Raw genomic sequence first — 21,073 nt, 5'->3', positions numbered from 1 at the left:
CTCAGTCTAGTTGGCTTCAGCAGTCGAGGACCGCGATGATGTCCCCGGTCCGAATCGTCCCTGGGGCTCGAGGTGCACGGATGATGACGTCGGCGCCGGCGAAGTCGCGCAGTCGTGACCGGTCCAGGGCTTCGACATCTCCCGCTGTGGTGAATCTGCCGGGCAGCAGGCTGACGGCCTTATTGTGTCCGATGATGTCGGGACCGGCGTAGACGGCCTTCTGCCACCGTGATCCGAGGGGACGCGCCTCGAGCAGAGAGCGTGCGAAGAGGTGGAAGGACAGGAAGGCTCCGGTCGGTGTGCCCGGGAAATGGAGCAGTGGGACATCACCGCAGCGTCCGTACCCCTGGGGCCCGCCCGGTCGCAGTGCCAGACGCAGGAACGACGAGTGGTCGCCGCTGAGGGCCTGTCTGACGACTTCGAAGGCGCCGGCGCTGATGCCGCCGGTGGTGATGATGAGGTCGACTCGACCTGAGAGCTCGTCGATGATCTGGAGGAAGGCATCGGGATCGTCACCGCAGCTGCGATCGACGGGGATGGCTCCGGCGGCCGTGATCGCTGAGCTGAGCATGGGCAGATTCGAGTTGTGGATGAATGGCTGCACCGACGTGGTGAGACCGGTGCGCAGCTCATCCCCGGTGACGATGAGACCGATGGTGAGAGGGCGGAGGACGCTGACGGTCTCGCGTCCCATCATGGCCAGTGTGCCCACACCTGCGGAGCTGATCGTCTCGCCGGATCGGATGACGGTGTCTCCGGCCTGGGTGTCCTCCCCTACTGCTCTGATGTTCCACCCGGTTTGCAGTCCCGTGGGCCACGACGGGACACGGATGTGTTCGGGAGCTGGCCCTGTGGCCTCGGCATCGGTGAGTTCGACGGGAACGACCGCCACAGCGCTGGAGGGCACCTGCGCTCCGGTCATCACCCGCACTGCGGTGCCTGGTGCGATGTCCACCGGCACGGCACCGGCGGGGATGTCACCGCTGAGGGCCACCTCGGCGCCGGCCCGGGAGCTGCCCAGCGCCGACTCATCGAATGCGAAGCCGTCCATCGCCGAGGTGGCAAACGCTGGGATGGGCGCGTCGGCGATCACGTCGGCGGCTGAGGTTCTGTCGATCGCCGACACTGTGGGAATCGTCTCCACGGTGTGCGGCGGGGCCGACGAGATGATGAGTCGGCAGTATTCCTCTGGTTCCACGGGTGTCCTTTCGCCTGTGTCAGATACTACGAGGAGTTGCCGGTTCCAGCGCTCGTGTTCGGACTGTGGTGATTTAGAGTGTCAAGCGTGGACACACAAACGCGATTCGAACCTGATTCCAAACGATTCGATCTCATTTCCTGGCCGGGGCTGGCCGCAGTCCTGTTGGCGCTGTCCGCCTTCGTCCTGTTCGGTCTCGGAACCACGTTTCCTGAGCTGAGGACCTTCGGCTACGTGCCGATGGTGGCCTCTCTCATCGTCGCATGGATGGCCGACCGAGAGTTCGCACGCGACCTCAGCGTCATCGCCGGCTGTCTGGGACTGATCTCCTCAATCTCGGTGGCAGCCGATATCTCTTGGTCCAACATCGCTCGGATGGGAGTCGTGCTGTCCGCCGTGGTGATCGGGCCCTGGCTGATCACCCGATACGGATTCAAGGACCGGACCATCGTCTTCCCTCTGCGTCGTGGGCAGAAGTGGTCGCGCCTGGAATGGGCTTGGCTGGCCTTCGTCATCGTCGTCGCCTGGCTCGTTCTCCCTCAGTACTTCATGCGCACCGGGGTCTATCTCAACTGGCCACCGGTGACTCAGTGGGATGAGATTGTGCGCCTCTTCTTCGGCGTCAACGCTGTCGGCATCTGGGATGAGCTGTTCTTCATCTGCACGGTCTTCGCCTTGCTGCGCAAGCACTTCGCCTTCTGGACTGCCAACGTGTTCACCACCATCATCTTCGTGTCCTTCCTGTGGGAGTTGGGCTATCGATCGATCGGCCCGGTGCTGACGATCCCCTTCGCGCTCGTTCAGGCCTATATCTTCACTCGAACGAAGTCGCTGCCCTATACCGTGACGGTCCATCTCCTCTTCGACGCGCTCGTCTTCCTCACGATCGTCCACGCACATCATCCCGAGGCGCTGCCCATCTTCATCGGGGTGTGAGAGCCCACCGCCAGCCGCAGTTGTCATCCAGCGGCGCCAGGCTTCTCCCGCGCACATGACGAAACGCCCTGGATCACGAGATGTGAGCCAGGGCGTCTCATCGAGTCAGAGCATGCGCGCACGGGAAGCGTCCCCTGTGCGAAGTGTCAGCGGATTCCGCGCAGTGCCTTGAGCATCGGCTTCGTCAGGGTCAGCGCCAGCAGACCCAGAATGATCGATGCTGCGCCGATCGACGTCCAATACGGCGTCTGATTGTCGGCCGAGTAGTAGCCGCCGAGGACACCCGACAGTGCAGTTCCCACGCCGGAGGCGAGGAAGAACACGGCGATCATCTGCGACTGGAACACCTTCGGTGCGACCTTCGAGGAGAAGGACAGACCGATCGGAGAGATGAGCAGTTCGGCGAAGACGAAGAGCAGCAGGATGAAGGCCACCCACAACAGCGGAGTCTCATGCTCGCCGGCATTCGCATACGGCAGGAACAGCAGGAACGCGATGCCGATGAGGATGAGCGAGAGCCCTGCCTTGACCGGGGTCGAGATCTGGCGTGTGCCCAGCTTGAACCAGACGGCTGAGAAGACCGGAGCGAAGGCGATGACGAAGATCGGCGGGATGAGCTGAAGCCAGTTGATCGGCATCTCCCAGCCGAAGATCTCACGGTTCATCTGCGAGTCGGAATAGGCAGTGAGCGTCCCGAAGATCTGCTGGTACAGGGACCAGAAGACCACACAGGTGACGAAGAAGGGAATGAATGCCAGCACACGTGAGCGCTCATCGGCATTCGTCTGCGGGCTCACGCCCATGACGATGAAGTAGCAGGCCGCTGCTCCGGCCGAGATCCCTGCGATCCACCAGTCCAGATTCTCCGGATTGACGACACCTGAGAACCACAGGACGACGATCAGGACGACGGCGACGACGATGGCCAGCAGGAAGAGGTAAAGCTTCGAGGATGGCAACGGGTTGACCGCACCCCGCGATTCGTCCGGCAGGTTCTTCCGACCTGTGGCATAGATGATCAATCCCAGAGCCATACCGACTGCTGCGGCACCGAAGCCGAAATGGAAGCCGATCTCCTTCTGCAGGAGACCGGTGATGAGCGGTCCCAGGAACGCACCGAGGTTGACGCCCATGTAGAACAGTGTGAACCCGGCATCCCTGCGCGGGTCCTTCTCCGAGTAGAGCTCACCGACGAGAGCAGACGCATTAGCCTTGAGGCCACCGGAGCCGAGAGCGACGAGGATGAGACCGGCGGCGACTCCGCCGAAGCCCGGGATGAGCGCCAGGCAGATGTGGCCGACCATGATGATGATCGCCGAGTAGAAGAGGATCTTCTCCGCGCCGAGGATCCGGTCTGCGACCCATGCGCCGAGGATCGTCGCCAAGAACACGGCGCCGCCGTAGGCGCCGACGATTCCGATGGCTGTCGGCTGAGGCATGCCCAGGCCGCCCTCGGACACCTGGAAGTACAGGTAGATGGCGAGGATGCCGTTCATGCCGTAGTAGGAGAACCGTTCCCACAGTTCGAGGCTGAAGAGCTGCATGAGCGGAAGCGGGTGCCCGAAGAATCGGGTGTCGTTCCGCGTGGCCTCAGTCGTTGAGGTGCTTGATGACATATCGTGCTTTCCGTTGTGGCGTGCAAACGCGCACTGCGATGCGCGATTCACTGTGAACAAGCGGCAATGCTACTCCCTGTTATTGCTCAGGTCACACGATCTCAATGCTGGGACGTCGCGTCCCAACAAGCGGTAACTACGAGTGAACCAGGTCTCTTTTTCGGGCTTCTTTGCCGACGATGAGGTTGAGCAGGCCGGCAACGAGGACGAGTGCGGAAGCCGCCATCGGGACAGCCATTGCGGCCGAGGTTCCGGCCTCCTCGGCGAGGATCCCGTTGACTGCCGATGCCATCGACTGGCCGACGATGATCGCGGAACCAGCCATGGACATCACGGTCGCCGAGCGTCCGAGCGGACTGCGTTCGGCAGCAAGGCTGAACAGGGTCACCAAGGTTGGCCCGACCACGCAGCCCATGAGCAGGAGGGCGATGACCACGATGGCCATCGACGTTGACGACGCCATGATCACGGCTCCGATGAGCATCAGGGGTGCGAAGGACAGCAGCCTGGCCCACAGAGCATAGCGTGGGGAGAACACCGCGACAGTGATGGCCAGAATGGCAGAGCCGATGCCCATGATTCCGTAGATGAGGCCCGCCTCCTCGGGACGTCCGAGGTCATTCGTCAGTGAGGTCAGCGCCGTCAGCGTCGACCCGAAGACGAGCCCGATGCCGAAGACGCCGAGGACGACGACGAAGACGCCGAAGGTGAACAGCTCCTTGGCCGGAGCCTGGACTCGTGGCTGCGCTGAGGTGCTCACAACTGCCCTGCCCGTGGGGTGGAGGGCGAAAGAGGACACGAAGACCAAGGTCATGATGACCGCGCCGATGATCGGCGCGACCGGGTGGAGTGTCGTGGCGAGGAGGCCGACGATGAAGGGGCCGAAGACGAAGACGAACTCATCGGCTGCCGACTCATAGGCCATTGTGCCGTTGAAAATCTTCTGCTGTCTGGGGCCGTTGAGCTTGGACATGATGATCTCAACGAGGCGAGAGCGTGACATCGGGGCGACCTGCGGGGCTGTAGCGCCGATGGCGAAGGCGGCGATGAGCACCACGGAATCAGGGAGGGGGCTGAAGACGACCCAGGCCATGAAGATCAGGGCGATGCTGTTGAGCAGACCCACGATCAGCAGGACGCGGCGTTGTCCCCAACGGTCAGCCGCGGCGCCGATGAAGGAGCCGAAGATCGCCGTTCCCAGGCCGACCATGGCGGAGTTGATTCCGCCGAGGCTCAGCGAGTCACGGCCAGCGACGACGAGGGTGAGGACACCGATGACCACCATGGCATAGGGCAATCTGGCCACGCAGGCGATCGGGAAGTAGGTGCGTCCCACGATGCTCAGCAGCGTCGGTGCTGCGATCTGATCGGGACGGGTGCGGGTTTCGTTGCTGGGCATATCAATCCAGTTTCTCCCCGAATCATTGCGATGGGGGTCGGTGCCGCCGTGGTGACCTGGATCAAAATCACTCGGTAGATGCACTCTGCTGTCTATGTCGGCGCCAGTGGGCGCTTCTTCCAGGCTACCGGGATCGGAGCCTGCCGACGAGGGTGATCGTGAACTCAAGCGTTTGAGCTTGCTCACCTTCGTCGTCTGACACAGACCTCATTCCCATCCGCGACTCAGTAAGAATGCAGACGAGAATGGGACGATATCTGCATGAACTTCCTCTCTCGAGTAGTCGTCAACGCATGTGCGATCTGGGTTGCGGCTTGGATTCTGCCTGGCGTTGCCATCGCAGGAAACCGAGTCGTGGAAGACCAGACTGGGCCGATCGCCGCCACGATCATCTCCTACCTCGTCGTCGGGTTGATCTTCGGTTTGGCGAACGCGTTCATCAAACCGATCCTCAGCTTCGTGTCCGCACCGATCACGTGCCTGACTCTGGGGCTGTTCTCGATCGTCATCAATGCGATCATGCTGGCGCTGACCAGTTGGCTCAGCGGCTTCACCCCGTTCCAGTTCACTATCGACACATTCTTCCCTTCGGCCATCTTCGCCGCGATCATCATCTCCATCGTCTCCGCCCTCCTGGGCTGGTTGGTCCCGGAGAAGAGCTCCGCACGCGACTGATCGGTGCCCACTGTGACTCGGGCGTCAGCCGCACCCGGAATCTTCTCTACTGCGTGTAGACTTAATTTCAGTGTGTCAGTCTGCACCCCAATGACCGTCGGAGGAGAACATGTCCAACATCGCCACCACGAAGAGAACTCGGAACTCAGCATCGTTCGCTGACGTCATCGTCTTCATCTTCTCGTTTGCCCTCTTCGTGTTCGGTCTCTACCTCTTCGGTGCCGGATTCTACGGCGCTCCGGGGACCGAGTTCTGGCTCTTCTGGGCCGGTCTGCTCGCCTCCTCCGCTGCGTTCATCGTCCCCATGGTCTATCACTGGATCGTCGACCGTAAGGGCTGAGACCCTGGCATGAACGAAAGGGGGCCGATGCGTTGATTCGCATCGGCCCCCTTTCGCTGTTCAGTCCCTGATTCAGTCCCTGCCGCGACAGAATCCCATGATCGCCGAGGCGGCTGCCTCGGGACGTTCATAGTGCACCAAGTGCCCCACACCGGAGAGTTCGACGAACTGTGCACTCGCCAACTCCGATACGAATTCGCGAGTCGCCGGGATCGGGGCGATGGCGTCCTTGTCTCCGGCAATGACGAGCGTGGGCATCCTCAGGTCGCCGGCCACCTCGGTGACGGTGTGGGCGACCGAGACCTCGAAGGCCGCTGCAAGTGAATCCCGATCGCTGAAGGTGGAGAAATGTCGAGCATGCTGGTCGTGGATATAGCGTCGCAGCCCGCGGTCACTGGTCGTGGCCATGACCTCACTCATCGCCCGCACGATGACCGGATTGGCCAGCAGCTGGTGACCGATCGTCTCCGGCAGCCGGGCTCCGAGCTTGTAGTAGAGACGGGTCAGAGCCGTCAGCACTTTGGCGGAGCCTTCGAGCGCCGGTGTCGTGATCGGGTTGATGAGGATGAGCTCACCAACAGTCGACGGTCGGCGCGCAGCCATATGCGCGACCAGAATCGACCCGAAGGAGTGGCCGAGAACGATCGGCGCGGCCTGCCAACGCGAAGTCACCTCTGCGATGAGTCCGACGAGATGATCGCAGTAGCTGTCGAGGCTCAGACCTGCCGACAGCGGAGGCGTGAGGCCGAATCCGGGAAGATCGCCGACGATGACATCGCGATCACGGATTGCCCCTGCCATGAGGTCCATTCCGTGGTGGTCGCCGCGGAATCCGTGGACCATGAGCACAGGACGCGCGGTCGATTCCGCGGAGTGCACCCACACGGCGGTTGGGTGACCGTCGACGGTGAAGTCGGTGCGCGCTGGAGCAGAGAGGCTCACTTCGTCGAGACGGAGCTGCTCGGGCGCCGGGGCACAACGACGACAGGTACCGGCAGCACACGCAGCAGTCGCCTGGCACGAGCACCGATGAACACGCGACCGCCTCGGCCGAGTCTGCTCGAACCGATGAATGCGATCTCGCCGGGTTGGAAGTCCACGTTCGCGGCAGCGTCCTCGATGTCGGCTCCGGCCTGAGACTTGACGACGGCTCGGCCCGACTCGAACATCTCGGCCGCGCGGCCGGCCAGCACCGCTCCCCCGTACTCCTCGGCGAATTCCTGAATCTCCACGGTATCGTCATCGCCGAGCCCGTCGTTCTCGATCAGAGACAGCAGCCGCAGGTCGACGTCGAGGGCAGCGGCTGACTGCACGGCGGCGCCGATGAGCGCTGCCGCTCCGGGGCGGGCGCCGAAGAGTGTGGTGATTCGGGAGACGGGACCGATGTCCGAGTTGCCTGCCGGAGCCAGAACCACCGGGACCACTGAGGAATGGAGCAACGAGGACGCGACAGTCCCGATGCGGAATGAGCGCATCAGCGTCGTGGCCCGCGCACCGATGACGATACCGAGCGCACCTTCGGTCTCGGCGACCTCCATCAGACCTTTGGACTCATTGGACGAGGTGTGGATGACACCGCGGGCCGTGACATCATCGGGCACCAGTGCCAGTGCCTCGTCGAGCCAGTCTTCGAGCTGCTGCGAGACGATCCCGGTGCCGTCCTGCGGAATCGAATTGCCTGCGGTGAAGGTCGATGACTCCGGACGCACGATCGTCACAATGAGTTCGATCCCAGCAGAACGTGCCAGTGAGATGGCCAGCGCGATGGCGTCGCGTCCACGGTCGGTGGCAATGTATCCGACGACCAGTCGTCGAGGGGTGGCAGCAGGCTGTGACATGATCTTCTCCCAGTGAGTCGCGAGTCTGAGAAGATTCTACGTCGGCAGCTAGGCATTCTTCGACCTCACATTCCGAGCCCGATGGAAAGGTGCTCCACGGGACAGTGCGGATCGATGACCGGTCCGAATAGACCACGAATCTCCTTAGCCGTAATAAAGTTCAGAAAGAATGAACAAAACCTACACACAGTTCTTCACCTGTGATAAATTCGACAGTGCAATTACGGATTCGCACAACCCCCAGAATTGCAATAGTCCATTGTGAGCACTGACGCCGCTCAAACGAGATCCACGACCAAGAAGGGAGCGCAGAACTATGCTGAAAATTATCGCATTTCCGAAGCCCCAGCACCGCTGGCTCGGGAACACTGCCTGCTTGATTGGCGGACAAGGGCTCGTCGGCTGAATTCCAGCCGCATCTTACGTCTTTCTCCACCGGTCATCTGAATGCCGGTACTTTCTCTGCCGCAGGATCACCCAGGCCATACCGCTGTGTCGCCACCGTTGGCGCTCACACGGTGCATTCACGCCTGAAGTGGCCTCGGCCAGGACGCCGTTGTTCACCAGGTGCGTTCATTCATGAACACCATCGACCTTCGGGGCTTTGAACCACTCATCCGATTGAGCCTGCCTGTGGGCTGCTGCCGTCAATTCATCTGATCCTCACCGAGGCTCAGATCATGGCGGACATCGATCCGTGAATTCATCTCCCAGAAGTCGCTTTCATTCGAGTCTTCGGGCCTTTCTTCAGCTCATTGTCCTCGAACATTAACACTAACCCTCATTTGGGCATTTCCCCTGCCCGAAAACATTAAGGAATCGTTTTGTCCACGGTATTCACTTTCACATATCCGCGGCGTGTGGCACTGAACGCCGGGCTCAAGTTGATCCAATGGGCCCGCCGTCCGGCTGCCGCCGCAAAGAACCGCAATAGGATCACTCGTCGAGACCGTCGTCAGGCGCAGCTTCGCAGACTCGCTCGAGATGAGCGGGTGAAGGAGCAGCGCGAACGCGAAGTCGCGAAGTACCTCTACTATGTTCGGCCCATGATCTGATGTCCGATGGCCGGGACCGGGAGATCGCCTGGTCCCGGCCATCATCAGATCCCCTGCCCCGGCCACCATCAGACTCCCTGTCCCAGTCACCCGCAGATTCCGCGTCCCAGCCACCGCTTGACACATGAGTGTGGTCAGCGTCACTCTCCGCCGATTTGTCGTCCCGCGTGCACCTGAGTAATATTGATCGAGCAAGCGGGGGTATGGCGCAGTTGGTAGCGCGTCTCCATGGCATGGAGAAGGTCAGGGGTTCGAATCCCCTTACCTCCACCGCACGAAGGACCCGGTCCCATCACAATGGGGCCGGGTCCTTCTTCGTGTGCGAGGCTCGAGTGGGAGGCTGCCGTCAGTGACCAGCCTCGAGGTTGAGCAGGGTTCGCTTCTTCTCTTCACCCCAGGCATAGCCGGTCAGTGCCCCATTCGCTCCGATCACACGGTGGCAGGGAACGATGATGCTGATCGGGTTCCGCCCATTGGCGGCTCCCACTGCACGTGCCGCTGTCGGTCTGCTGATCCACGCAGCGAGTTCCCCGTATCCTGCGGTTGCTCCGTAGGGAATCGTTGTCAGCGCCTGCCAGACTTCGCGTTGGAATTCGGTGCCCTTCGGGGCCAATGGAATGTCGAAGGCGACGCGGGAGCCCGCGAAGTACTCGGCCAGCTGCTCCCCCGTCGCCGCGAACACCGTGAGTCCGTCGTCAAGGACCGGCTCGGCATCGCCTGGCATTGCCAGTCGTTCCAGGATCTGATCGAAATCATCCAGGTAGAGTCCGGTCAGGTGATCGCCGTCGGAGGTGAGAAGAATCCTCCCCAACCCCGAGTCGATGATCGAGTATCGCACTGCGTTCGCCGTGGGCTGGGTCAGTGTCATAGTCATTGTGTTCTCCGTTCCTGATTCGCTGTGCTGTTCATGGTTGTGGCTGCGAGTGATGGGCCCACAGCAGATGGGTGACGTAGGACCTCCAGGGTCGTGCGCGGTCTGTCTTCTGGGTCCAACCGGTCATGTCCGTGCCTGAACCGTTGAGCTCCTCTATAGCCTTCCTGACTCCGAGGTCCGAACTGAGAAGGACATCGGGGTCTCCCAGAGCACGCATCCGAATGTAGCCAAGACTCCACGGACCGATTCCAGGGATGGCGAGCAGGCTGTCGTTGACCTCCGTCCGATCGCATCCCGGACCCAGATCGATCGAGCCGTCTGCCAGGTGTGAGCTCAGCGTTCTCAGGGTGCTGATCCTGCGGCCGGGCAGCGACCAATGCTCGTCGGGGATCTCCGCGATTGCGGTTGCGGTGGGAAAGACCCGGTCGACGGTGCCGACTCTCAGCTCATCAGGCAGCACCTGACCATAGGTGGTCACCAGGCGATTCAGATGAGTCTGCGCGGCGCTGACGGAGATCTGCTGCCCCAGGACCGTTCGAATTGCGAGTTCGACGGGGTCGCCTGTTCCTGGGGAGCGGATGCCCGGGTACCTGTCGATGAGCGCGGACAGGCCCGCCTCGGTCAGTGTCGCTCGCACAGCGATGGGGTCCGCGTCGAGGTCGAGGATTCGCCTGGCCCTGGCGACCGCGCTTCCCAGATCGCGGGTATCGGCTAAACGGAGGTGGCATTCGATGTAGTCTCCGGCACCCGGTGTCAGAGTCAGGACAGCAGGTCCGTGAGCCAAGCGCAGTGAACGGGTGTAGCGATCACCGGTGACGTCCTCGATTCCGGGAATCGCACGCACACCCAGATACCTGAACAGGTGAACATGGTCGAATGGCGGCCGGTAGGCGAGGCGGACAGTGATGTCCTGTCCGGTGTGCGCTTTCCCGGCGCTGGTGCGCAGATCACGCGGAGTCGACGAATAGACGGCGCGGAAGGTGTCGTTGAATTGTCGAATGCTCGAGAATCCGGCTGCGAAGGCGATCTCGCTCATCGACAAGGTCGTCGATTCGACCAGCGTGCGAGCAGTCCTGACGCGTTCGGTGCGGGCGATGGCAAGCGGCCCGACGCCGATCTCGGACTGCAGCACTCGTCCCAGCTGCCGTGGACTGTATCCCAACGCCGAGGCGAGGCCGGAGATCCCCTCCCGATCGACGAGGCCATCTTGGATGAGTCTCATGGCTCGGGCGGTGACATCGGCTCGAATGTCCCACTCAGGCGAATTCGGGCTGGCATCGGGTCGGCACCGTTTGCAGGCCCGGAATCCGGCTTCCGCCGCTGCCGCTGCGGTCTGGTAGAAGCCGACGTTCCTGCGCAGCGGAGTTCTCGCCGGACAGGACGGACGGCAGAAGATGCCCGTTGAATGAACCGCGGTGAAGAACATTCCGTCGAAGCGCCTGTCACGCCCGGCCACTGCCTGGTAGCACTGATCTGTCGTGAGCATGTTTCCATTCTGCTCGCAGAAGAAGGTCAATACTAGCGGTTTTCGGACACAGCGGTGTCCGGGAGGATTCGCGGGACCAGACGGACCAGAAGGAGCATGAAGACAAGCTCGACCATCGTCTGCGCGACGACGGTCGATGGACCGATGCCGTCTGCGGTGATGGCGCGCACGATCGGGAGCATGACCAGCGAATTGCGGGTGACAGCGGTGAAGACGAGGGCTCTGCCCTGGCCCACGCTCAGAGGCAGCACCCGAGCCAGGATCGCGCCGAGGCAGGTCATGAGGACCGCGAACACGACGAATGTCGCTATGGCACCGCCAAGTTCCCACAGATGCGAAGCGATCAGGGGCACCTGCGCCGCGGCGATCACAGCCAGGGTAAGCATCATCAGCGGCACCATCAACCCCGAGACACTCTGGACGCAGCGATCCACGACCGTCGATCTCCGAGACAGGAGACGCACGAGGACTGAGGCACCCAGCGGCAGGAGGATGAAGATGACGAGAGCGGCGATGAAGGGCCCAGGCGCGATCAGGCCGACGCCGGTGGTGCCGAGAATGATCCACAGGCAGACCGGCAGGAGGATGATCTGGACGAGCATGAGCACCGGCGTCAGTGCCAGCAGACTTACGTGGTCGCCGCCGGCCAATCGGGTGAAGACGAGGACGTAGTCGATGCAGGGGGTGAGGAGAACGATGAGGACAGGCAGGATGAAGGGCTCAGCAGGAGGCATCATGACATAGATGCCGGCGACGACGAGCGGGACGAGAACGAAGTTGACGAGGGCAGCAGCTGCGCCCAGGAACTTCATGTCGGTGAAGGAATCACGGACTGCATCGAACGGGATATCGAGGAATGTCACGAACAGGAGCGCGATGAGGCATGGCGTGATCGCAGCGGCGGCGACCGATGATGCCACCGGAAGTCCCAGCCCGATGAGAGCACCTGCGACTATGGCGATGAGGTACCAGAGAACCTGATGTCTGGTCAGTGATGCGAACACGCGAGCGCAGTCAGCCGTTCTCGGGCCAGTAGTAGCTGTCAGGCAGTGCCCTTCTGCCGAAGATGGCCTGGCCTACCCGAACGCAGTTCGCTCCTTCTTCGATGGCCACTTCGTAGTCCCCGGACATGCCCATTGAGAGTTTCCCGGCACCGATCAGCTCGGGGTCGGTCTCCTGCGCCTGGTCCCGCAGCGTCCGCAGACCCTGGAAGCAGGTGCGGACACGATCGAGGTCGGAGGAGAACACTGCGAGAGTCATCAGGCCCTGTACGTTCAGGTTCGGGAACTGCGGCAGTTCTCGCAGGAAGTTCAGCAGTTCGTCCGGCGGCATCCCGAACTTCGACTCTTCTGCCGAGGTGTTGACCTGAACGTAGACGTCCAAGCTGCGACCCGCCGCTTCGAGACGTCGGTCGAGAGCAGCTGCGACCTTCAGCCGGTCCAAAGCCTGGAATTCGGAGGCGAACTTCGCGACGTCACGTGCCTTGTTCGACTGCAGATGACCGATCACGGCCCAGTCGATGTCCAGGTCAGACATCTCGGCCGACTTCCGGAAGGCCTCCTGCACCTTGTTCTCGCCGAGCTTGTGGCACCCGGCGGCAACGGCTTCCCGGATCCTCTCCTGAGGAACCGTCTTGCTCACTGGCAGCAATTCGATCTCAGAGGAGTCGCGGCCGGCCCGTGCAGCCGCGGATTCGATGCGCCGATTCACCTCGGCGATGTTGATCCGGAAGTCCTCAGCCGTCGTCGCAGTCGAATACTGTCCGTTGTGGTTGAGCCCCTCGTTCGCGGCCTGATCCTCGTCCATGTCCTCATGGTACCCAGATCGTCTCAGGCGACGATCCGCGCTCGTCCGGCCGGGACACGGTCGGTGGACTTCAGAGCATCCTCCCAGGCAGCGGCGAGGCGGGGACCAACCTCATCCAATTGCGCCTCGGAGACGGTGTACGGCAGACGGACCCAGCGGTCCAGGCCTCCGGCGGGGGCGAAATTGGGCCCGGAGACCAACCCGAGTCCGTGTCGTCTCGCGGCGACGGCAAGGGCACCCGAACGGTCCTCGGGCAGGCGGCACCACAGCGCCATGCCACCGCTGGGCACGATCACCTGCCACGTAGGAAGATGAGCGCGCACCTGCGCGGCGAGGTTGTCCCTGGCCGCACGCAGCTTGTCGCGGTATGCGCCGACGATCGTGTCATGGTCACGCATGAGTTCGACGGCGACAAGCTGTTCAAGCACAGGAGCGCCGAGGTCGAGACTCAGACGCGTGGACGCCATCGCCTCGATGCGGTGGGCCGGAATTCGCAGCCACCCGACGCGCAGTCCGCCCCAGTAGATCTTGCTGGTGCTTCCTGCTGTGATCGAGTCGGGCACGAAGGCCGCCATCGGCGTGGGTGTCGGACCTCCATCGAGCCCCAGCTCGACCAAGGACTCGTCGAAGATCGGCACCATGGAGTTGCGCCGGAGCATGGATCCGAGTTCGGGGCGCTGCTCTTCGGGCAGAAGTGCCCCGGTGGGGTTGTGGAAGTCGGGGATCAGGTAGGCCGATCGCACACGGGTCTGGCGTGCGATGTGGTCCATGGCCTCGATGTCCCAATGGTGTCCGGCCGGGCCCACTTCGAGCGGATAGGGAATCAGGGAGGCACCGGCACCTTCCAGGGTCGCGATCGCATTCGGGTAGGTCGGACTCTCAATGAGCACCCGGCCTCGACCCTCGTTGAGTGCGCGCACGGCGATGGCCACGGCACCGAAGGCTCCCGAAGTGATGAGGATCTGATCCGGATCGGTGCGGACACCGCGAGCCGTGTAGCTCTCGGCGATGAGCTCCCTGAGAACGGGAAGGCCCGAAGGATAGTAGCCGGTACCGGGCAGATAGGCGTGGATCTGCGTGACCGCGCGTTCATAGGCTCCCACCAGCCATGGCGGCGCCACCGAGGCGGTGCAGGTGAGGTCGATCTCCGCCTCATCGGCTCCGGCCGGGGTCAGGAGATGATCGATGCGACCGCCCGGGACTTCCGGCATCTGGACCACACTTCCGGAACCGCGCCGGGTGAGGACGAACCCCTGTTCGCGCAGCTTGGCAAATGCGCGGGTGGTCGTCGTCCGAGACAGGCCGGTCGCGGCTGCGACCTCCCGCTCACTGGGCAGCCTGGCCCCGACCGGGATGCGGCCGTCGCCGATGGCGCGCGAGATCCCTGCCGTCAGCGAATCATAGGCTGGTCCGGGCCACGGCCCAGTGCCGATGATGCCTGCCAACCTGGGTCCACTCATCACTGCCGTGCTCATGGCAACCTCGCTGTGTCGATGCCTCGTCCACCCGACCGGTGGCGATATGACCACTTTCTTCCAATTGGATCTTTTTTACAAGGCCAGTTCGAGACAAGATGGTCATATCAGTCAGAACGAACCGGAAAGACCTACGATGTCATCGACACCTGTGCCGAAGCGCGAACTCGCGAATATCGGACCGATCCAGCAGCTCAAGAGCGGCCGACTCCCCCGTCGACTGCCGCAGCTGCTCTTCGGCCTCTACCTCTACGGCGCATCGATGGCCATGATCGTGACATCCGGGCTGGGCATGATGCCATGGGACGTTCTGCATTCGGGCATCATCAAGCACCTGCCGCTGACATTCGGCACCATCGTCACGATCACTTCCTTCCTCGTCCTCCTCATCTGGATTCCGCTCAAGCAGCAGCCGGGACTCGGGACGGTGCTCAACGCCCTCCTCATCGGTCCCTCTCTCGACCTGACGCGGCTCTTCCTGCCTCAGCCTGAGGAACTGTGGTGGAATATCGCACTCCTCGTCGGCGGCATCATCCTCAACGGCGTCGCCTCGGCGATGTACATCGGCTCGCAGTTCGGCCCCGGTCCCCGTGACGGTCTGATGACGGGCCTGTCGCGGGCCACCGGCAAGTCGATCCGACTGGTGCGCACCCTCATCGAGGTCAGTGTGGTCATCGTCGGCTGGCTGCTCGGCGGCGTCTTCGGCATCGGCACCGCGCTCTATGCTGTGGGCATCGGACCGATCACGCAGTTCCTCCTGCCCACATTCACCGTCGAGCTCAGGCCGCGGCCCCGCCCTCACGCCAAGGGCTGAGCAGGACCCACGCCTTGAGTTGAGCAGTCTCAGAGCGTCGAATCACTCCATCGTGTCAAGAATGTCGACGAGATCCTCAAAGGTCGTGAGCGGATTGACGATCGCGAACCTGGCATTGGGCCGCCCCTGGTGCGAGCTGGGTACGACGAAGGCCCGCTGGTCTTCCAACAGTCGGTCCGACCACCGCTGATAGTCCTCACGGGACCAGTCGGCACGTTCGAAGACGACGACCGAGAGTTCGGGCTCGCGGACGAGTTTGAGATTCGGACGCTTCTTGATCTCTGTGCCGATCTGCATCGCCAGTTCGATCGAATGGCCGATGGCTTCGCGATAGGTCTCGGCACCGTAGCTGGCCAGGGAATACCACAGCGGCAGGCCCCGAGGCCTCCGGGTCAGCTGGATGGCGTAGTCCGAAGGGCTCCACTCCTCAGCGTCGGTGAGGGTATCGAGATATTCGGCGCGCTGTGTGTGCGCTCGCCGCCCCAGCGTCGGGTCGCGGTAGATGAGCGCACAGGCGTCGAACGGGGCGAAGAGCCACTTGTGCGGATCGACGATGACCGAGTCGGCGGATTCGACTCCGGCGAACTTGTGCCGCGCCAGGGGTGAGAGCATCGCAGCCAGCCCATAGGCCCCGTCGATGTGGAGCCAGAAGTCGAAGTCATCCTTGAGCGCCGCAATTCCGGCGATGTCGTCGATGGTGCCGAAATTCGTCGTCCCCGAGGTCGCGACCACAGCGATGACGGCATCACCATGTTCTTCAAGCGCGGCCCTGACGCCGTCGGGACGCAGGATGCCGTCGTCTCCGGTCGGTACGGGAGCCACATCGACGTCCATCACGGCTGCTGCCGAGGCGACCGAGGAGTGTGCTTCGGCGCTGCACACGATGACCCAGCGCCCCGGCCTCTCATCGCCGAGCGCGGTCTTGCGCGCATCACGCGCCGCGACGAGAGCTGACAGGTTGCCGATCGTGCCACCTTGGACGAAGACTCCGCCGGCACTCGTCGGGAGCCCGAACTCTCCGGCCAGCCAGGATAGGACCTCGTTCTCGGCATGGACGACGCCTGCCCCCTCGAGCCACGAGCCTCCGTAGAGCGCGCTGGCGGAGACCACGAGGTCGAACGCCACGGCCGCCTTCGTCGGCGCGCTCGGAATGAAGGACAGGTATTTCGGGTGGTCAGTTGTGATGCAGGCGGGAGCGAAGATGTGCTCGAAGATCGCCAGCGCGCGAGATGACCCGACGCCATCCTCGGTGATGGTCGGTCCGGCCAGTCGTCTGAGTTCGGTCTCGGTCGTCGGATGGTCAAGTGGAGTGTCGACGGCCAAGGTGCGCCGACGCGAGTAGTCGAGGACGAGGTTGACGAGGTTTCGGGTCTCGTCGGATACGACGTGCATGCGTGAATGGAGATTGTCGTTCATGGGCCCCTCCGATGTGGGAACAGTGTCATCAGGCGATCGGTTCATCCCTTCGAGAATATCCGCTCCCCTCTGATCCCGACGGTCTCCAGCGCACGAACATGGCAAGCGATCCGGACAATGCCACTCGCAAGTATTGATTTTTCACCAATATTACTTGCGTTCTGCGCATAGGGAAGATAGATTGGCAGCCATGACGGATCGCAGCGCAGCCGGTGTCAACGGCGCCGGTGTCAGCAGAGCCGGTGTCACAGCCCAACGGGCCAAAGAGGCACTGCGCACCAGCGATCTGTCCCAACGACATGTGGCCGCGAGCATTGGAATCGATGAGACGAAGCTGTCGAAGTCTCTGTCGGGCCGACGCAGATTCGGCACCGAAGAGCTCCTCGCTCTGGCCACCGCTACCGGAGTGACGGTCAGGTGGCTGCTCGGCGACGAATCGCAGGTGTCCGCGACTCCCCTGCGGTTCCAACGAGGAACTGACCGGAGTCCTGGGCCGTCCCTGGACTCCTCGCCGCGCAGGCTCATCGTCGAGACGGCATGGGATCTGTTCGCCCGCCATGGCTACGAAACGGTGCGGATCGCAGACATCGCAGACGCCGCTGGGATCTCGAATGCGAGCATTCACTATTACTTCGATGGGAAGTCCGACCTCTTCGACGCAACACTCGACTATTCGGTCAAGCTCGCCTTCGACCGTCAGATCGCCTGGCTCGACGAGATTCCCAACCCCCACCGCCGGCTCGAACGCCTGCTCGAACTCCAGTCGCCCATCGGCCGCACCTCACGCAGCGAGTGGTCGATCTGGCTCCAGACCTGGGCTCGGCTCGGTCTCGAAGACGCCCATACCTCTGACTACCCGGCTCACTACGAACGCTGGTCGCACACCGTGCGCTCCACCATCGAAGCCGGACAGTCCGCTGGGCTCTTCCGCCCCGGCGACAGTGAGGCCATGGCCGATGAGCTGACCTCGCTGCTCGACGGCCTCGGGGTCAAGGTCCTCACCGGAATCATGGACGTGGCAACCTTCCGCCGTCGACTCTCCAGTTACTTCAAACGCGCAATCGTCAACACCAACCCTGATGAGGAGTCATCATGAATCGCAAGGTCATACTCACCTGTGCCGTCACCGGCGCCGGCGACACAGCGAACAAGAGCGAGCACGTGCCCGTCACACCGCAGGAGATCGCCGATGATGCGATCGCGGCCGCTCGTGCCGGTGCGTCCGTCGTGCACATCCACGTCCGCGACCTCGACACCAAGCAGGGTTCCAGGGAAGTCGCCCACTACCGCGAGGTCGTGCGCATAATACGTGCCTCCGACGTCGATCCCGTCATCAACCTCACCGCAGGAATGGGTGGAGATCTCGTCGTCGATCCCCAGGATCCGACCACTCACATGCCGGGCACAGACCTCGTCAATGCCCTTGAACGCCTTCCCCACGTCGAAGAGCTGCTGCCCGAGATCTGCACCCTCGACTGCGGTTCTCTGAACTTCGGCGACGGATCGAACATCTATGTGTCCACCCCTGACATGCTGCGTGAGGGCTCGAAGAAGATTCAGACGCTGGGCGTTCGCCCCGAGCTCGAGATCTTCGACACCGGAAACCTGTGGTTCGCCAATGTGCTCGTCGAAGAGGGCCTCATCGATCCTCCGCCGCTCTACCAGCTGTGCATGGGAGTCCCCTACGGAGCACCGGTCGATGCCGGGCTCCTGACGGCGATGATGAACATGCTGCCGCCTGGTGCGCAGTTCACCTCCTTCGCGATCGGTCGCAATCAGCTGCCGTGGGTTGCCCAGTCAGTTCTCGCCGGAGGCCATGCCCGGGTCGGTCTTGAAGACAACCTGTACTTGGCAAAAGGGGTCAAGGCCACCAACGCCTCGCTGACCGAACGCGCTGTCGACATCATCGAGGACCTCGGCGCGGAGGTTGCCACACCCGACGAGGCCCGCAACATCCTCGACCTGCGGGTGCAGGCACCGATCGTGACGGGACTCGACCTGTGAGCGCGGCTGTGAATGCCCCCTCCTATCCTGACCTCGCATCCATCACCACGGTCACCTGCATCGGAGCCGGCACCATCGGCGGCGGTTGGGCCGCCTACTTCCTGGCCCAGGGCTACACGGTCAGAGTCTGGGACCCAGCACCGGATGCGGCCGAGAAGCTCACCCGCCTCATCGATGCAGCCTGGCCCGCACTGGCCGAACTCGACATGGTCGCAGGCGCAGACCGTCATGCCTGGACGGTGCACACTGACCTCGCCGAGGCTGTGGCAGGGACCGGTTTCGTTCAGGAGTCGGCTCCGGAGGATCTCGAGCTCAAACGCAGCCTCCTAGCCAGCATCGATGCCGTCTGTGACGAACACGTCGTCATCGGCTCGTCCACCTCCGGCTACAGCATGACCGAGATGGCGGTCAACGCCAGGCATCCCGAACGCCTCGTCGTCGGGCATCCGTTCAACCCGCCCTATCTCATCCCACTCGTCGAGGTCGTCGGCGGAGAGTCCACTGCCGTTGCGGCCGTCGACTGGGCGGCCGAGTTCTACACCCGGATCGGGAAATCCGTGATCAGAATGGACCACGAGGTTCCCGGGTTCATCGCCAATCGGCTCCAAGAGGCGCAATGGCGAGAGGCTCTGCACATGATCGACCATGGTGAGGCCACGGTAGATCAGATCGACAGGTCGATCACCGATGGTCCCGGCCTGCGCTGGCCGTTCCAAGGACCGATGCTCACCTTCCATCTGGCCGGCGGTGAGGGCGGAATGGCACATATGCTCGACCACTTCGGTCCTTCGCTGAAATCACCCTGGACCCGTTTGGATGCTCCGGAGCTGTCACAGAAGCTGCGCGATGATGTCGTGGCCGGCTGTGAAGTGGCCAGTGGTGACAAGACGATTCCTGATCTCATCGCCACGCGGGACGCAGGCATCATCGCCCTGCGCAGGCTCACGGCCGACCTCGAAGCCGCAGATGGAACGCAGCGGCGGACAACCTCGGCGGATGCCTCCGAAGCAGAAGGGGTGTCCACCGAGACCGAACTGAGCGGTCAACCAGAACCACGGAGTCAATCGCAGCCGATCGAACTCGGGACCTATCGGACCCAGGTGATTTCAGACTGGATTGACTACAACGGCCACATGTCCGAAGCCTTCTACGTTCTGATCTTCGGTTTCGCCACGGATCAGGTGATGGACCAGATCGGGCTCGGCCAGGAACATCGTGAGGCACATTCCACCTCGCTCTACACCGTCGAATCGCACATCCGCTACCTCGACGAGGTCGGGCTCGGCGCACAGGTAGAAGTCATACCCACCCTTGTCTCCGCCGGGTCGAAGAAGATGCATCTGGCCTACGAGATGAGAGCCGCTGGGCAGCTCATCGCGACCGAGGAGATCATTGCTGTGCACGTGGACCAGAATTCGGGCGCGGCCGCACCGTTCCCCAGCGACGTGTCGGAACGCCTCAGGAGGATCGGGTTTGCATCTCCTGACTGGGTGGGACGGAAACTGGGATGAGACGAAGACAGGCTGAGTCATCAGGCTGTCAGGAATCGAGAAGTCACGCATGTGCCAGGAGACTATCCTGGTGACCATGAGCACGAAGAAGAGCACTCCCACAACCATCACATTCTCCACGCAGTTGGAGATCATCAACGACAGACCGATCCTGCGCCTGCCCGCCGATGCCAGTGCGGACCTGCCCTCCCGTGGCCAGGTCGCCGCGCATGGGCAGGTCGGCGGGGTCGACGTCACTACGGTGGTCGAACCCGACGGAATGCGCGGACATTGGATCAATGTCACCGACGAGCTGTCTGCGCAACTGAGTGCAGACCATGCCGACACCGTCGACGTGTCACTGACTCCGACCAAGGAATGGCCGGAGACCTCGATTCCCGATGACTTCGCCGCAGCACTTGACGACGCACCCGATCTGACCGAAGTATGGGCCGGGCTGACGCCGATGGCGCGGTGGGAGTGGGTGCGGTGGATCCAGGCGACGAAGAACGCTGATACCCGCGCACGCCGTGTGGAGGTCGCGATCTCCAAGCTGGAGTCGGGGAAGCGACGCCCCTGCTGCTTCGATCTGGCCTCCTGCACCGATCCTGAGCTGGCGAAGAGCGGGAAGCTCCTCGGCATCTCCTGACA

Annotated in this window: 20 protein-coding genes and 1 tRNA gene; 10 read left to right on the top strand and 11 right to left on the bottom strand. The window is 62.7% G+C overall.

Annotated features, from left to right (window positions below):
• Nucleotides 1–16 precede the first annotated feature (16 nt).
• Entirely contained in the window at nt 17–1,198 is a 1,182-nt protein-coding gene (locus JFC13_RS19790) for a molybdopterin molybdotransferase MoeA (protein ID WP_198395590.1), read from the bottom strand.
• A gap of 87 nt (nt 1,199–1,285) precedes the next feature.
• Here JFC13_RS19790 and JFC13_RS02995 point away from each other — a divergent pair, with 87 nt between their 5' ends.
• Complete coding sequence (locus tag JFC13_RS02995; RefSeq protein ID WP_332839320.1) at nt 1,286–2,134, top strand: CPBP family intramembrane glutamic endopeptidase; 849 nt, start codon at nt 1,286–1,288, stop codon at nt 2,132–2,134.
• Nucleotides 2,135–2,280: 146 nt separating this feature from the next.
• Here JFC13_RS02995 and JFC13_RS02990 read toward each other — a convergent pair whose 3' ends face one another.
• Together JFC13_RS02990 and JFC13_RS02985 are read right to left on the bottom strand one after the other, a co-directional pair.
• Nucleotides 2,281–3,750 (bottom strand): peptide MFS transporter, encoded by a 1,470-nt coding sequence (locus JFC13_RS02990; protein WP_198395588.1) that lies wholly within the window; start codon nt 3,748–3,750, stop codon nt 2,281–2,283.
• A 136-nt stretch (nt 3,751–3,886) separates the two neighbouring features.
• Nucleotides 3,887–5,149: an MFS transporter gene (locus JFC13_RS02985; protein WP_198395587.1), complete on the bottom strand. Its 1,263-nt coding sequence runs from the start codon at nt 5,147–5,149 to the stop codon at nt 3,887–3,889.
• Nucleotides 5,150–5,410: 261 nt separating this feature from the next.
• Between JFC13_RS02985 and JFC13_RS02980 the strand changes: the two genes are divergently transcribed.
• Nucleotides 5,411–5,824, top strand: coding sequence for a phage holin family protein (locus tag JFC13_RS02980; RefSeq protein ID WP_198395586.1), 414 nt, complete (start codon nt 5,411–5,413; stop codon nt 5,822–5,824).
• A gap of 109 nt (nt 5,825–5,933) precedes the next feature.
• A complete protein-coding gene (locus JFC13_RS02975) occupies nt 5,934–6,164 on the top strand; it encodes a hypothetical protein (RefSeq protein WP_198395585.1) in 231 nt (76 codons plus the stop codon).
• Between the two features lie 72 nt (nt 6,165–6,236).
• Here the strand turns inward: JFC13_RS02975 and JFC13_RS02970 are convergent, their stop codons facing one another.
• The gene (locus JFC13_RS02970) at nt 6,237–7,106 is read right to left on the bottom strand and encodes an alpha/beta fold hydrolase (RefSeq protein WP_198395584.1); all 870 of its coding nucleotides are present in this window, start codon (nt 7,104–7,106) and stop codon (nt 6,237–6,239) included.
• A complete protein-coding gene (locus JFC13_RS02965; protein ID WP_198395583.1) occupies nt 7,103–8,002 on the bottom strand; it encodes a universal stress protein in 900 nt (299 codons plus the stop codon). The genes JFC13_RS02970 and JFC13_RS02965 overlap by 4 nt, the downstream gene beginning before the upstream one ends.
• Before the next feature lie 824 nt (nt 8,003–8,826).
• Here JFC13_RS02965 and JFC13_RS02960 point away from each other — a divergent pair.
• Nucleotides 8,827–9,057: a hypothetical protein gene (locus tag JFC13_RS02960; RefSeq protein WP_198395582.1), complete on the top strand. Its 231-nt coding sequence runs from the start codon at nt 8,827–8,829 to the stop codon at nt 9,055–9,057.
• A gap of 197 nt (nt 9,058–9,254) precedes the next feature.
• Nucleotides 9,255–9,327: transfer RNA gene (locus JFC13_RS02955), tRNA-Ala, on the top strand.
• Nucleotides 9,328–9,403: 76 nt separating this feature from the next.
• Here JFC13_RS02955 and JFC13_RS02950 read toward each other — a convergent pair.
• The 5 genes from JFC13_RS02950 to yczR are packed head-to-tail and all read right to left on the bottom strand — an operon-like array spanning nt 9,404 to nt 14,698.
• On the bottom strand, nt 9,404–9,925 hold the full coding sequence (locus tag JFC13_RS02950; protein WP_198395698.1) for a methylated-DNA--[protein]-cysteine S-methyltransferase: 522 nt from the start codon (nt 9,923–9,925) through the stop codon (nt 9,404–9,406).
• Between the two features lie 37 nt (nt 9,926–9,962).
• Complete coding sequence (locus JFC13_RS02945; protein ID WP_198395581.1) at nt 9,963–11,417, bottom strand: DNA-3-methyladenine glycosylase 2 family protein; 1,455 nt, start codon at nt 11,415–11,417, stop codon at nt 9,963–9,965.
• A gap of 32 nt (nt 11,418–11,449) precedes the next feature.
• Nucleotides 11,450–12,421 carry an arsenic resistance protein gene (locus JFC13_RS02940; protein WP_198395580.1) on the bottom strand — a complete coding sequence of 324 codons (972 nt, stop codon included), beginning with the start codon at nt 12,419–12,421 and terminating at the stop codon, nt 11,450–11,452.
• 10 nt (nt 12,422–12,431) lie between these two features.
• Entirely contained in the window at nt 12,432–13,223 is a 792-nt protein-coding gene (locus JFC13_RS02935; protein WP_198395579.1) for a YggS family pyridoxal phosphate-dependent enzyme, read from the bottom strand.
• Between the two features lie 23 nt (nt 13,224–13,246).
• A complete protein-coding gene (gene yczR, locus JFC13_RS02930; protein WP_232488052.1) occupies nt 13,247–14,698 on the bottom strand; it encodes a MocR-like transcription factor YczR in 1,452 nt (483 codons plus the stop codon).
• A 136-nt stretch (nt 14,699–14,834) separates the two neighbouring features.
• Between yczR and yczE the strand changes: the two genes are divergently transcribed.
• A complete protein-coding gene (yczE, locus tag JFC13_RS02925; RefSeq protein WP_198395578.1) occupies nt 14,835–15,512 on the top strand; it encodes a membrane protein YczE in 678 nt (225 codons plus the stop codon).
• Between the two features lie 42 nt (nt 15,513–15,554).
• Here the strand turns inward: yczE and JFC13_RS02920 are convergent, their stop codons facing one another.
• Nucleotides 15,555–16,928: a pyridoxal phosphate-dependent decarboxylase family protein gene (locus tag JFC13_RS02920; protein WP_198395577.1), complete on the bottom strand. Its 1,374-nt coding sequence runs from the start codon at nt 16,926–16,928 to the stop codon at nt 15,555–15,557.
• Between the two features lie 190 nt (nt 16,929–17,118).
• On the opposite strand from JFC13_RS02920, the gene JFC13_RS02915 reads away from it, so the two are divergent.
• From JFC13_RS02915 to JFC13_RS02900, 4 genes are all read left to right on the top strand, one after another.
• On the top strand, nt 17,119–18,024 hold the full coding sequence (locus JFC13_RS02915; protein ID WP_198395576.1) for a TetR family transcriptional regulator C-terminal domain-containing protein: 906 nt from the start codon (nt 17,119–17,121) through the stop codon (nt 18,022–18,024).
• Nucleotides 18,021–18,932: a BKACE family enzyme gene (locus JFC13_RS02910; RefSeq protein ID WP_198395575.1), complete on the top strand. Its 912-nt coding sequence runs from the start codon at nt 18,021–18,023 to the stop codon at nt 18,930–18,932. The genes JFC13_RS02915 and JFC13_RS02910 overlap by 4 nt, the downstream gene beginning before the upstream one ends.
• Complete coding sequence (locus tag JFC13_RS19785) at nt 18,929–20,443, top strand: 3-hydroxyacyl-CoA dehydrogenase NAD-binding domain-containing protein (protein ID WP_198395574.1); 1,515 nt, start codon at nt 18,929–18,931, stop codon at nt 20,441–20,443. The genes JFC13_RS02910 and JFC13_RS19785 overlap by 4 nt, the downstream gene beginning before the upstream one ends.
• Nucleotides 20,444–20,519: 76 nt before the next feature.
• A complete protein-coding gene (locus JFC13_RS02900) occupies nt 20,520–21,071 on the top strand; it encodes a YdeI/OmpD-associated family protein (RefSeq protein WP_198395573.1) in 552 nt (183 codons plus the stop codon).
• Nucleotides 21,072–21,073: the final 2 nt, after the last annotated feature.

Source organism: Brevibacterium antiquum (genome assembly GCF_016107655.1).
GTDB classification, from domain to species: Bacteria; Actinomycetota; Actinomycetes; order Actinomycetales; family Brevibacteriaceae; genus Brevibacterium; species Brevibacterium antiquum.
The sequence above is the reverse complement of the archived record's forward strand: the minus strand, read 5'-3'. Positions and strand labels throughout refer to the sequence as shown.